The 12,627-nt window shown below is 62.0% G+C and carries 13 protein-coding genes; 6 read left to right on the top strand and 7 right to left on the bottom strand.

Annotated elements, in window-relative coordinates:
• Positions 1-127 precede the first annotated feature (127 nt).
• The 5 genes from NKH98_RS27585 to NKH98_RS27565 all read right to left on the bottom strand — a co-directional run bounded on the left by NKH98_RS27585 (position 128) and on the right by NKH98_RS27565 (position 5,581).
• Entirely contained in the window at positions 128-2,038 is a 1,911-nt protein-coding gene (locus NKH98_RS27585; protein ID WP_352800155.1) for an AAA family ATPase, read from the bottom strand.
• Positions 2,039-2,062: 24 nt separating this feature from the next.
• Positions 2,063-3,208 (bottom strand): hypothetical protein, encoded by a 1,146-nt coding sequence (locus NKH98_RS27580; RefSeq protein ID WP_352903324.1) that lies wholly within the window; start codon positions 3,206-3,208, stop codon positions 2,063-2,065.
• A 35-nt stretch (positions 3,209-3,243) separates the two neighbouring features.
• Positions 3,244-4,332, bottom strand: a complete 1,089-nt coding sequence (locus NKH98_RS27575) for a hypothetical protein (RefSeq protein WP_352800159.1) — start codon at positions 4,330-4,332, stop codon at positions 3,244-3,246.
• 121 nt (positions 4,333-4,453) lie between these two features.
• On the bottom strand, positions 4,454-4,843 hold the full coding sequence (locus tag NKH98_RS27570; RefSeq protein ID WP_352903322.1) for a c-type cytochrome: 390 nt from the start codon (positions 4,841-4,843) through the stop codon (positions 4,454-4,456).
• A gap of 126 nt (positions 4,844-4,969) precedes the next feature.
• A complete protein-coding gene (locus tag NKH98_RS27565) occupies positions 4,970-5,581 on the bottom strand; it encodes a thymidine kinase (RefSeq protein WP_254819156.1) in 612 nt (203 codons plus the stop codon).
• 237 nt (positions 5,582-5,818) lie between these two features.
• Between NKH98_RS27565 and NKH98_RS27560 the strand changes: the two genes are divergently transcribed.
• The 3 genes from NKH98_RS27560 (at position 5,819) to choV (ending at position 8,904) form a co-directional block, all read left to right on the top strand.
• Positions 5,819-6,754, top strand: a complete 936-nt coding sequence (locus NKH98_RS27560) for a choline ABC transporter substrate-binding protein (protein ID WP_352903320.1) — start codon at positions 5,819-5,821, stop codon at positions 6,752-6,754.
• A gap of 117 nt (positions 6,755-6,871) precedes the next feature.
• The gene (gene choW / locus NKH98_RS27555; RefSeq protein ID WP_352903318.1) at positions 6,872-7,726 is read left to right on the top strand and encodes a choline ABC transporter permease subunit; all 855 of its coding nucleotides are present in this window, start codon (positions 6,872-6,874) and stop codon (positions 7,724-7,726) included.
• The gene (gene choV / locus NKH98_RS27550) at positions 7,723-8,904 is read left to right on the top strand and encodes a choline ABC transporter ATP-binding protein (RefSeq protein WP_254819159.1); all 1,182 of its coding nucleotides are present in this window, start codon (positions 7,723-7,725) and stop codon (positions 8,902-8,904) included. Before choW ends, choV begins: the two co-directional genes overlap by 4 nt.
• Positions 8,905-8,975: 71 nt before the next feature.
• Here the strand turns inward: choV and NKH98_RS27545 are convergent, their stop codons facing one another.
• Complete coding sequence (locus NKH98_RS27545) at positions 8,976-10,385, bottom strand: ATP-binding protein (RefSeq protein ID WP_352478006.1); 1,410 nt, start codon at positions 10,383-10,385, stop codon at positions 8,976-8,978.
• Positions 10,382-11,098 carry a response regulator gene (locus NKH98_RS27540; protein WP_352478004.1) on the bottom strand — a complete coding sequence of 239 codons (717 nt, stop codon included), beginning with the start codon at positions 11,096-11,098 and terminating at the stop codon, positions 10,382-10,384. Before NKH98_RS27540 ends, NKH98_RS27545 begins: the two co-directional genes overlap by 4 nt.
• Positions 11,099-11,335: 237 nt before the next feature.
• Between NKH98_RS27540 and NKH98_RS27535 the strand changes: the two genes are divergently transcribed.
• The 3 genes from NKH98_RS27535 (at position 11,336) to clpS (ending at position 12,494) form a co-directional block, all read left to right on the top strand.
• The gene (locus tag NKH98_RS27535; protein ID WP_292665026.1) at positions 11,336-11,680 is read left to right on the top strand and encodes a hypothetical protein; all 345 of its coding nucleotides are present in this window, start codon (positions 11,336-11,338) and stop codon (positions 11,678-11,680) included.
• A gap of 36 nt (positions 11,681-11,716) precedes the next feature.
• On the top strand, positions 11,717-11,932 hold the full coding sequence (locus NKH98_RS27530) for a hypothetical protein (protein ID WP_352450529.1): 216 nt from the start codon (positions 11,717-11,719) through the stop codon (positions 11,930-11,932).
• Positions 11,933-12,188: 256 nt separating this feature from the next.
• Positions 12,189-12,494: an ATP-dependent Clp protease adapter ClpS gene (gene clpS, locus NKH98_RS27525; RefSeq protein ID WP_023679498.1), complete on the top strand. Its 306-nt coding sequence runs from the start codon at positions 12,189-12,191 to the stop codon at positions 12,492-12,494.
• The last annotated feature ends 133 nt before the right edge of the window (positions 12,495-12,627 follow it).

Below are 12,627 nucleotides of genomic sequence, written 5' to 3'. Positions count from 1 at the left end.
CTTGTGGGAGAAGGTGGCCGAGCGAAGCTCGGTCGGATGAGGGGTGTTCCAGCTTGACGAATACCCCTCATCGGTCGCCTTCGGCGACACCTTCTCCCACAAGGGGAGAAGGGGGCGTCGGCGCATCTCACGCATTCCATAGCCCCTTCTTCTTCATCTCCTCGATCTCGCGGACGGCACGCTCCCGCAGCCGAGTATCGCGGATCATCTTGCTCACCGCGGCGTCGTCGGACTTGTCGGAATAACGGAATTCGGAATCCGCATAGCGATTGATCTCCTGCATGACCATGTCCATCGAGAATGGCCCGCGCAGTTCCTCGATCATGGCTTTCTTGTCGTCGTAACCCTTGTGCATGAAGGCTTCCGGCTTTTCGAACCACTCGTCGGGCAATTCGATGTCCATGGCGCGCATCTTGATCGCGTCGGTGACGTTCTTGATGGCGCGGCCGGTAAAGCGCGGTTCGGCATCCTTGATCATGTGCAGATAAGTCCCGATGTCGGCCATCGTCTTCGGTGCGCCGTTCTCCTTCATATAGCGCTCGTAGACCTTCATCAGCCCGTCTTCGTGCGGCTTTTCATGCTCCTCATAGGCTTCCATCACCGCGCGCTGGATCTCTTGCGCCGCATAGAGCTTGTGATCGCCGAGCGGGATCTTGTGGTTCTTGCCGGCGAGCAGAACGAAGATGTCGATGTAGTCGTCGCGGCTCTGCGGGCCATCGACCAGCCAGCGCGCGCCGGCGCGCTGGCGCAATGCGTCGTCGACGTTCTCGGGATAGTTGGAAAACATGCCGAACGAGCAATTGCCGCGCACCACGGTGCCGGCACCCCCGAACGCGTCCATAAGGACGCCGGTGATTTCCTGCTGGCCGGCAGAGGCACGGTCGTCTGAGCGGCGTGCGGCGACCTGGTCGATATCGTCGATTGTGCCGAAGCCGATGACGCGCGGGTTCAGCACATTGTTGATGAACTGGCGGCAGTTCTGGCCGGACTTGCCCTGGTAGGAGGAGATCTGGTCGACGCCGAAATTCTCGTAGGCGAAGGGATAGCCGGCGACCTGGCAGTAGCCGTTGACGAGACCGGCGATCATCTGGATCAGCGTCGTCTTGCCGGTGCCGGGCGCGCCGTCTCCGATGAAGGTGAACAGGAAGCCGCCAAGCTCGACAAACGGGTTCAGCTCGCGCTCGAAGTCGTAGGCCATCAGCATCTTGGCGAGCTTGACCGACTGGTATTTGGCGATGTGGTTGCCGACGACCTCTTCTGGTTTTTTGAAGGTCATGACCAACGGTTTTGCCCGCTTGCCCGGCGCGACGTCGAAACCATCGAGCGTGAAATCGTCGACGTCGATGCGGATATGCGCGTTCTCGAACGGGCCGATGCCGTCGAAGCGGCCTTTTCGCGCCAAAAGCCCATCGATGGCAATGCGGGCAAAGGCGCGCGCCCGGGTCATCAGGTCGGCGTCGTCCTTCGCGCCTGATATCGCCCTGTCGAGGCCGGCCACGATCGATTTCACCGCGTCCTGGGGCGTGTCGAACAGAAAGTCCGGCTCGGGCGTGTCGTTCGGCGCCTCGCCGTCGCTATCGATCAGCTGGAACAGATAGGAGGCGAAGCTGAAGGCGGAAATATAGGCCGAAGCCGACAGCAGCTTTTTGAATGTGGCGGCCTCGTCGCCTTCGAGCGGCGCGCGGGCGTTTTTCGCCTGCAGGCTTTCGAGGTCAGAGCCTTCGGCGAAGACATCGGATATTGCCAACGCAATGGCCAGCCCACGCCGGGCGCGAAACAGCAGCATGTGCTGCGGGATGGTCAGCAGCTGGTCGTCGGGATGGACGGCAGCGACGGTTTTGGCGAGCTCGACCTCGCGCGTGCGGCGAACCGAGCCGACCGAAACGGTCGAGACGAAGCGGCGGTTGGTGCCGGCAAGCGCGGTACCGGATTCGCGCGATGGGTCTTCCAGCACGACGATGCGGGTGATGAAACTTTGCGCAGTGGCGCGGTGCTTTTCGATTGCCGCTTCCGGGATGGTGGTCAGACCGGTGTCCATGGAGGATGCTCCGCGATTTGATGGTCAGACGTCGCTGATGACCTGCCCTTTGGACAGGATATGGACCTTGTAGCCCGAAAAGATCTTCTGCGCCTCGCCGGCGGCGTAAAGCGACTGATAGGCCTCATGTGGAATCAGCGCGTGGTTCTCGTAGCTCGACACGCCCTGGCGTGCGGCCTCGAGATCGTCGGTGTTGATGAAGAATTCCTGCGTCGTCTTCTCGCTCGAAAACAGCCCCTTGCGGCCGGGCTTCTCGGCCTTGGAAAAGACCTCCTGGATGGTCCAGGTCAGCAGCCAGGCGTTTTCCGGCTTGCGCACTTTGGCCAGCACTTCGTTCACCGTCGAATTGTTGTCGGTAATGCCGGCAGAATAGAACGGGCCGAGCACGACGCGGCGCAGCTGCTTGGGATGCAGCGTCTCGAAATCCTTGTCGAGGTTGACCGCGATCGTCGCCGGCGACAGCGTGTAGGCGGAATTCTTCTCGGTGAAATCGTCGAAACGGTGGGCGAGTTCGGGATTGAGCAAGCCGTCGACCGGCAGCGGAATATCGACCCTCTCATTAAGTTTGCCGCTACTATCGACCAGCTGCCGGATCATGTCGTCGGAGGAATCCTCGACCGTCGCCATGTAGACCAGCGGCAGGTTGGCGCTGCCGTCGAAGCAGGCCCAGTGGACCAGATAATAGGGCCGCAGCGTCTTCGGGTTGACCGAAACCTTGGCCGTCTGCGCGAGCGTGAACGGGCCGAAGGTGGTCCCGCTCTTGACGTCTTCGAGGTAAAGCCGCTCGGCCATCGACTTCTGCAACGCTTCGGGAAATTCCTTGTGGCGCAGGATGAAGTCGGCCATTTCCTCGCGCAGCTCGCTGGCCGAAGGGACGACGGCGAGACGGCTGTCGGCCTGGAGGCGGTCGTTTTCCAGTTCGAGCAGGTTCTGGAAAACCGGAAAACCGCTTTCGGCGCGCGAGATGCGGAACGTCTCGGTGAAACCCAGCCGGTTGCGCCAGCACGAGAACGACTTGTCGAGCCGCGCAATATATTCGGCGACGACCTTGGCGACGATGCCGTGCCGATAGAGCGGCGAGCGATCGTCGCGCATGAACACTTCGAGGCCGCCAAGTGCCGCCGCGATCGCCGAGAAATAGCGCGCCGCGGCTTCGTTTTCGGGGGTCATGCTGCCAGCCCTTGGGAGCAGTGCACGTGCAGCAATTACGACTGCACGTAATTTGCCGAATTGTGCTTCTTCATCACATCGTCGAAGCGGCGGGCGAAGGCATCGTCGGCGAGCTTCTTGCGGCGCTGGATGTCGGCGGTGGCGACCATGTTCTTCTCGTGCATTTCAAGCAGATCGCCGATGTGCTTTTGCGAGGCGGCACCAATGCCGGCCATGGTCTCCTCGGCAGTGTTGTCGACCTGGCTGCCCAGCGTGTTGATCTTGTGGGCGACATCCTGCTGGGCGGCGGTCTTCAGCGAATCTTCCAGGGCCTTGTACAGCACGATGCGCTGCTCGGTATCGATGGTCAGCTTGTTGATCAGCGTCGATTGCGCCGCGATCTGATTGTTGAGCGAATCGACGAAGGTCTGGAACATCGAGGTGTAGCGCTCCAGCGTCTGGCTCTCGGCCAGCAATTCCTGCTCCTTGGCCTGCTTTTCGTTGTATTCCGTGGCCAGTTTCGAGCGTTCGCCTTCAAGCTGCGTGCGCTCCTTCTGGCTGGTCGAGGCGGCGATCTTGTTCTCGATGTCGAGCAGCATCGGGTTGAGTTCCTCGATGCGCTTCTGCACGGTCTCGAGATTGGACATGGTTGTCTTGCGGCGCTCGATCACCTGTGACAGGCTAGCCTCGGAGGTCTTGTAGCGCGTGTCGAGAACCTGCTTCTGCGCCTTGAGGATGCCGACGATGGTGTCGGATTTCGCCAACAGCTCCTGCAAATTGCCGGCCAGCGACATGTTGCGGACGCGGTCGGTGCGCATGCGCTGTTTGCGCTGGCTGGAGAAGACGCCGACGAAATTCTCCCAGCCGGTGTAGTTCTTCATGCTCTCGAATTCGGCGCCGAAGACGTTGGTGGCGTCCTCCAGGCCGATGATCAGGTCGGCGATATTGCCTTCCATCACCTTCTGCTGCTTCAGCACGTCCTCGATGCGGGCATTCTCGATGTCGAAATTGGCGTCGCCGATCTTCTTGTCGGCGGTGGCGAGCGTGTCGAGCACGCTACCGGACTGCTCGATCTTGGCGCGCATGTCCTCTACGACCTGCTTGGTCTTGGCAATCTCGGCATCGAAATTCTGCAATGTCGCCATTGGGGCCTCCCGCTTCGGCATCGGTTTCGTGTCGCAAACCGCCGTGACTATATGTGCCGGGTTTGGCGAATGAAAGACGGAAGACGGGCGACACCAGGAAACGAGGCAACTGGGGTCACGCTCAGGGCTTGGGATCGGCCTTGAGGTAGGCGATGACATTGGCAATGTCCTCGTCGCTGGTCAGGCCGGAGGAGGCCATTTTATTGCCGGGGACCTTCTGCCGCGGCGCGCGCAGGTATTCGGCAAGGTTTATTTCGTCCCAGACCAGGCCGGCGGCGCCGGCGTCCTTCATCCCCTGCGAGTAGCGGCTGAGATAACTGTCCGCGGTACCGGCGGTGCGACCGACGACACCCAGCAGATGCGGGCCGACCTTGTCGCGTTCGCTCGTTGCCTCGTGACAGGCCATGCATCTGTTGAAGACCTTCTTGCCGAGAGCGGCATCGCCGTCGGCATGCGCGGCAGGAGCGCCGACGAAGAGGAAAGCAGTTGCAGATGAGATGGCTCGAAACATGGGAACTCCCCGACGGCTCTGGCTGAGAGGTTTTGAAAATAGGAAGCAGGCCTTAACAAGCGCCGCACGATGACGCGATTGCCGAACGAATGTTGGCTGGGCGGTCGGATGGACGCAACGCGCTGGTCAGGTTTTGATGAAGCCGATGAAATCGTCGGGCATGGCGCGGCCCATTTCCTCTTCCCAATGGCGGCGGCAGAGTGAGACATAGACGTCCTTGCCGATCGCCACCTGTTCGCCCTGTTTCGCCACCTTGCCGTCGGCCCCTAGGCGTACCACCATCGTCGCCTTGCGGCCGCAACGGCAGATTGTGCGCACCTCGCGCAGCTCGTCTGATATCGCCAGCAGGGCGCGCGAGCCGGAAAACAGCTTGCCCTGGAAATCGGTGCGCAGGCCATAGCACATGACCGGAATGTTCAGCCGGTCGGCGATGCGGGCGAGTTGCCAGACCTGATCCTCTTCGAGGAACTGCGCCTCGTCGACAAAGACGCAATGCACCGTGGCGTGGTCATGATGCTCGGCGACCCGGGCAAACAGATCGTCGCCGTCGCGGAACATCTCGGCCTCCGTCTCCAGGCCGATGCGCGACGAGATCAGCCCGGTATCGCCCTTGCGGTAGTGGCCGGCGATGAACAGCATCGTCGTCATGCCGCGCTCGCGGTAATTGTACGAGGCCTGCAACAGCATCGTCGTCTTGCCGGCATTCATCGTCGCATAATGGAAGTACAGTTTGGCCATGCCGTCCTTTTAAGCCGAGTTGCAACAAAGCGGGGAGGGGGAGCGCCTACATTCCACCGGGAAAAGACGACTTCCATCCGTAAAGCGGCGGGCGTGTCGCCGATCGGCCAGTCTGCGCCGTTGTTCGTGATTGCCTTAGTGCTTGAAACCGCAGCAGAATGGTGTTTGGCTGACGGAACAAAGGTGGAGATAAAACCGCCACTTCGCTTCACCGAGAACTGAAATGGGAGAATTTCTATGTCGCGCATGAGTTCATTCGTCGCCGGCCTCGGCCTGGCGGCTTTTCTATCCACGAGTGGGGCCTTCGCCGGTGATGCGGAAAGCTGCAAGACGGTGCGGCTGTCCGATGTCGGCTGGACCGACATCCAGGCGACTACCGGCGTCGCCTCGGTGCTGCTCACGGCGCTCGGTTACGAGCCGCAGGTGATCCAGCTTTCGGTGCCGGTGACCTATGCGTCGCTGACGAACAAAGACCTCGACGTGTTCCTTGGAAACTGGATGCCGTCGATGACCAACGACATCAAGGACTATACCGCCGAAGGCTCGGTCGAGACCGTCAGCGAAAATCTCAGCGGTGCCGGCTATGGCATCGTCGTTCCGACCTATGTCGCCGATGCCGGTGTCAAGACGCTGACCGATCTCGGCAAGTTCAAGGACAAGTTCGACGGCAAGATCTATGGTATTGAGGCCGGCAATGACGGCAACCGCATCATCCTCGATATGATCAAGGACCCGAAGACCAATCTCGAAGGCTTCGAACTGGTCGAGTCTTCCGAGGCCGGCATGCTCACCCAGGCCGAGCAGTCGATGAAGAACAATGAATGGATCGCCTTCCTTGGCTGGACGCCGCATCCGGTGATGGGCGCCATGAAGATCACCTATCTCGAGGGGATGGGCGACAGCGGCTTCGGCGCCGCCACCGTGCATACCAACGTACGCAAGGGCTACATGAGCGAATGCCCGAACGCCGGCAAGTTCATCGCCAATCTGAAGTTCAACCTGGACATGGAAGGCGAGATGATGGACGCGATCCTGAAGGGCGCCGACGCCAATACCGCCGCCACCGACTGGCTGAAGAAACACCCTGACGCGATCACCCCCTGGATCGCCGGCGTCACCACCTTCGACGGCGGCGATGCGGCGGCTGCGGTGAAAACGGCGCTCGGAAGCTGACCCGACCATCTGGCATGACGAGACAAGGGGCAGCCACGGTAGAAATGGCTGCCTTTTTCATATCCTGTGACAAGATGACCGTGCGGCGAAGGACGGCGCCGGCAGAAGAGGGGCTAGATGGATCCGATCTCCAAATTCCTGGTCAGTTACAAGATTCCCATCGGGGCATGGGGGAAGGCGTTTTTCGGCTTTCTAACCGACAATTTCGACACCATCTTCAGGGCTTTTTCCAACAGCCTCAACTTCCTGCTCGACGGCATCGTCGACGGGCTGCTGTTGCTGCCGCCGGTTCTGCTGATCGCGCTGATCGCTCTGCTCGCCTATTTCCTGCAGCGCTCGAAAGGCCTGGCTTTGGCGGTATTCATTGGATTGCTGTTCATCCTCAACCAGAACCTGTGGAAGCAGACGGTGGAGACGCTGGTGCTGGTGGTCGCCGCCGCCGCCGTGTCGATGGCCATCGGCGTGCCGCTCGGCATCTGGGCCGCGCACAAGCCGAAGGTGTATCGCATCATGCTGCCGGTGCTCGACCTGATGCAGACATTGCCGACCTTCGTCTACCTGATCCCGGTGCTGACCCTGTTCGGCCTCGGCAATGCGCCCGGCCTCATCGTCACCATCATCTTCGTCATCCCGACCTCGGTTCGGCTCACCCATCTCGGCGTCACCTCGGTGCCGAAATCGATCGTCGAGGCGGGCGAGGCGTTCGGCGCCACCAAACGCCAGCTGCTGTGGAAGGTCGAGCTGCCTTCGGCGCTGCCGACCATCATGGCGGGGCTGACCCAGTCGATTATGCTGTCGCTGTCGATGGTGGTGTTCGCCGCCCTTATCGGCGCCGGCGGCCTCGGCACCGAGATCAACCGCGCGCTCGGTTCGCGCCGGATCGACCTAGGGCTTGAGGCAGGGCTGGCCATCGTCGTGCTTGCCATCGTGCTCGACCGAATGACGCGCATCGGCGTGGGAGGCAAGAAATGACCGTCGCCGTCGATTTCAGAAATGTCGACATCGTCTTCGGCGCCGACCAGGCAGGCTCGCTGGCGCTGATCGACAGCGGCGCCACCCGCGCCGAGATCCTCGAACAGACCGGCAACGTACTGGGCTGCGCCGGCGCCAGCCTCACCGTGAACGAGGGCGAGATCTCGGTGCTGATGGGGCTTTCCGGCTCCGGCAAATCGACGCTGCTCAGGGCCGTCAACCGGCTGAACGTCGTCTCGCGCGGCCAGGTGCTGGTCAAGGACGGCGACGGCACGGTCGACGTCGTCACCTGCGACGAGGCGACGCTTCGGCGGTTGCGGCAGAAACAGGTGGCGATGGTGTTTCAGCAGTTCGGCCTGCTGCCGTGGCGCACGGTGGAGGAAAATGTCGGCCTCGGCCTCGAGCTCGCCGGCGTGCCTGAAGCCGAGCGCAAGGAGCGGGTGAACAAGCAACTGAAGCTGGTTCATCTCGACCAGTGGTCGAAGAAATACGCGCACGAGCTTTCCGGCGGCATGCAGCAGCGTGTCGGCCTGGCGCGCGCCTTCGCCACCGAGGCGCCGATCCTGCTCATGGACGAGCCGTTCTCGGCACTCGACCCACTGATCCGGACCAAGCTGCAGGACGAGCTGCTGCAGCTTCAGGCCGAGCTGAAGAAGACCATCATCTTCGTCAGCCACGACCTCGAGGAGGCGCTGAAGATCGGCACCCACATCACTATCATGGAGGGCGGGCGCATCGTGCAGACCGGTGCGCCGGAAGACATCGTGCTGCGGCCCGCCAACGACTATGTCCGCGACTTCATCGCCAATGTGAACCCTCTGTCGGTGTTGACCGCGTGGAACGTCATGCGCGACCGCCGCGACCTCGAACATGGCGAGAACGGCTGGGTGTGGCTCGACCGGCGCAAGACGACGCGCTTCAAGATCGACGAGCATGGGCTGGTGGCGGCGGCCGAGCGCGACGGCAAGCCGGCGGTATGGGTGTCCTGCGCCGATGTCGAAGCCCAGCCGGAGGAGACGGCGCAGGTGTTCTGGGCCAATCCCGGCACCTCGCTGAAGACCGTGATGCTGGCCATGCATCGCTCGCAGACCGCACCGGTGGCGCTGTTCGACGACCAGTCGCGCTTCGTCGGCGCCATCGGCGTCAGGGATGTGCTGAGCGCGGTGCTGCGAAGATAATTTCTCTCCTTGGCGAGAACCGAGACCAAACGCCGGCGCGAAGGAACGCCGGCTTAGCCCGATACCGCAAGCTAAACCGCCAGCGGCAATCTCAGTTCCGTCAACAGGCCGCCATCGGGGTGATTGGACAGGATGACCTCGCCGCCGGCGCCGCGGGCGATGTTGCGGGCGATGGTCAGGCCGAGGCCGAGGCCGCCGGTCTGACGGTTGCGCGACTGTTCCAGGCGCACGAACGAGCCGAACACGGCGTCGAGCTCGGCTTGCGGTATGCCCGGCCCTTCGTCATGGATCGCCAGCGTGATTGTCTTGCCTGACTGACGCAGGCTGAGATGCGCCCTCTTGCCATAGGTCACCGCGTTCTGGACGAGGTTGGTGACGCAGCGCCGGAGCGCGACCGGCCGCGCCATGCAGATCAGGCCGCGCGAGCGCCCGTCTTCATTCTCGAAGGAGACCTCGTCGAAGCCGTCGGCGATCGATGCTACCAGCGACCAGAAATCGATCCTCTCGCTCTTCTCCTCGGTCACCTCGAAAGTGGCGAAGTCGATGACCGAGCTGGCAATGCCTTCGATGTCGGCGAGGTCGTGCGCCAGTGCGGCGCGCACGGACGAATTCCTCAGCAGTTCGAGGCGCAGCCGCATCCTGGTCAGCGGCGTGCGCAGGTCGTGCGCCAGTGCGGCCGCAAGATGCTCTCGGTCCTCGACGTAGGCGCGCAGCCTCGCCTGCATGGCATTGACCGCCTTTGCCGCGGTACGCACCTCGCGGCTGCCGCTCTCAGCGATCGGCGGGCTTTTCAGGTCCTCGCCGATCCGCTTCACCGCGGTCTCCATCATCCGGTAGGGCGCCGTCAGCCGGCGCAGCGACCAGATCGAGGAAGCCACCACCAGCCCGGCGATCAAGGCATAGAGCGGCAGGCTATCGAAGCTCAGTATCGGCCCGGCCGGCGTGTTCGGCTCGGTGAAGTTCAGCCATTGGCCGTCGGCAAAGCGAAGCGAAGCCGTCAGCTTGTCGCTCTGGGCGAAATCGGCCGCCAGCACCAGCAGGTCGCGCTCGACCTGGCCGATATCGGGACCGGCGACCGTCCCACCGGGAGCGTCGGCTTCGTGCGTTGCCGGGTCGCGGCGGACCCGTGCATCGGTGATGCCGAACTTCGACAGCCGACCGACCAATATGTCTTCCAATTCGGCCAGCTCGTCGTCGCCCGCTATCGACGAGGTGACGGCGGGCGTGTCGGAGACGGTGAGCGCATAGGTGGCGTTGAACAGCCCGGAGGCCGTCGCCTTGCGCTGTTCTGGGGTGGCATCATGCATCAGCTGCACCAGGGAGAAGGCGCGGTCGTTCAGCCGATAGAGATCGACGACGTCATTGGCGGCGGCACGGTCGCGCGAAACGATGTAAAGGGTCGCGATCTGGCTGATCAGCAGGCCGGCGATGACGATGAGCAGCACCCAGACCGGCAGCGTTTGCGGCAGGATGCGTCTCATTCGGAGGTCGTCTCAGGCAGGAACTGGTAGCCGCCGCTGCGCACAGTCAGGATCAGTTTCGGCGTTTTCGGGTCGTCCTCCATCTTGCGCCGCAGCCGGCTGACCAGAATGTCGACGCTGCGGTCGAAGCTGTAGCCGCTGTCGCCGCCGGACAGCTCGATCAGCTGCTCGCGGCTCAGTACGCGCTGCGCGCTCTTGACGAAGGTCTGCAGGAGATTGAATTCGGCCATCGTCAGCTCGATCCTGACGTCGCCGGGCGCCATCAGCCGGCGGCGCGAACAGTCCATCGTCCAGCCGGCGAAATGGTAGATCTGCCGCGAGGCGGCGCGTCGCGGCTCGGCGGCGCCATTGCGTCTCAAGACGGCACGAATGCGGGCGAGCAGCTCGCGCGGATCGAAGGGTTTCGGCACGTAGTCGTCCGCGCCCATCTCCAGCCCAACCACGCGGTCGGTTGTCTCGGTAACCGCGGTCAGCATGATGATCGGCGTCGAATAATTGGCGCGCAACTCGCGGCAGAGCTCCAGCCCGCTCTTGCCGGGCAGCATGACGTCCAGGACGATCAGGTCGACCTGGGCGCGGCGCAGGATGGTCTCCATCTCGGTGCCGTCGGCGGCGACCGATGTATGCAGCCCTCGCTTCTGGAAGAATTCCTGAAGCAGGTCACGAATGCCCTTGTCGTCGTCGACGATCAGTATGTGGGGGTCGGATTTCACAGGAAACCTGTCATTTGTGGATCGCCCAAGCGGTGCTTCGGCCGTCAGCCAGACGATAGAATTCAGGCCATAAGTTGGCCAGTGAAGATCGGCGGCCCGATCCGGGCTGCCCAGAAACAATCCAGAAACAAAATTCTACAATCCGGAAAAACTGCCGAAAAAAATCAAGGTCATAAGTGGTGCCGTGGCGGTCAGGTCATCGGCTGCGACACGCGTTACGGGATTACGGATAGACCAATGCAAAGGTTCTCGATCAGTCTGATGGGTGCGTTGCTTTCCATTTCGCTCGTCACGGCTGCGGTTGAACAAGCCGATGCAAAACTGGCCGATGCAAAGGTGGCCAATGCAAAGGCGGCCGATGCAAAGGTGGCGACCACCCGCAGCGAGCGTTGCATCGATCTGAACCGCCAGTTTGACGAAGCCCTCGAAACCCATGCCGCGGCAACGCAGGTCACCGCGGCGAAAGCACTTCAAAGAAAGGGAAACCGGTTCTGCGCCAACAAGAAACAGGCACAGGGAATCCGGATGCTCGCGAACGCTTTGAAGCTGCTTGGAGTGACACCGATCGATCCCGTTCAGTGACACTCAATCCGATCTGCACAAAAAGGAAGTGAAGCCATGAAAAAGTCTCTCCTCTCCGCCCTCGGTCTTGCCATCGCGCTGGCCGTCTCGATGCCGGTTCTCGGCGCCAGCAGCGCCAATGCCGCGACCACCACCCCGGCTGCGACGACAACGACGACCGCTGCGCCGGCCAAGGCCGTGAAGAAGGTCGCTGCCAAGAAGACCGTCAAGAAGCACAAGAAGCACGCGGTCAAGGCAGCTCCGAAGGCCTGATCAAGCGACAGCTTTCTACCCTATGAGAAGACCGCTCCAGTTGCGATTTGCCTGGAGCGGTCGTCTTTTTTGTTGCGTGCAGACAATGGGGGCAGTCCCGGCCCACACCCCCGTTGAACGCCAGACGGCAGTTCCCACATAGGCACGGACTTTTGAACTGCGCCCGCCGGGAAGCCGCTCGCGCGCGGTTGAATGGACGACCGCTTTTGCCCATGTCAAAATGACCGCAAAGCCGTCGTACGCAATTGCCGGTCCAATGCCTGAAATCACGACAAAACCCCGTACCAGCACGAAGCCGAAAGTCGAACGGCCGAAGCTCTACAAGGTTATCCTGGTCAATGACGATTTCACGCCGCGCGAGTTCGTCGTGACTGTGCTGAAGGCCGAGTTCAAGCTCAGCGAAGACCAGGCGCATAGGATAATGATCACTGCGCACCGGCGCGGCGTCTGCGTTGTCGCCGTCTTCACCAGGGATGTCGCCGAGACCAAGGCGGCGCGGGCGACCGATGCCGGCAAGGCCAAGGGTTACCCGCTGATGTTCACGACGGAGCCGGAGGAGTAGGGCTCCTTTTCCCTTCTCCCCTTGCGGGAGAAGGTGGGCGAGCGAAGCTCGGTCGGATGAGGGGTGTTCCAGGGAACGCCGACGCCTCATTTCTTCCGGCACCCCTCATCCGTCTTGGCGCTTCGCGCCAATC

This window comes from Mesorhizobium sp. M0833 (assembly GCF_040319905.1).
GTDB lineage: Bacteria > Pseudomonadota > Alphaproteobacteria > Rhizobiales > Rhizobiaceae > Mesorhizobium.
Note: the sequence above shows the minus strand (reverse complement) of the source record. Positions and strands in the feature narration are given on the sequence as shown.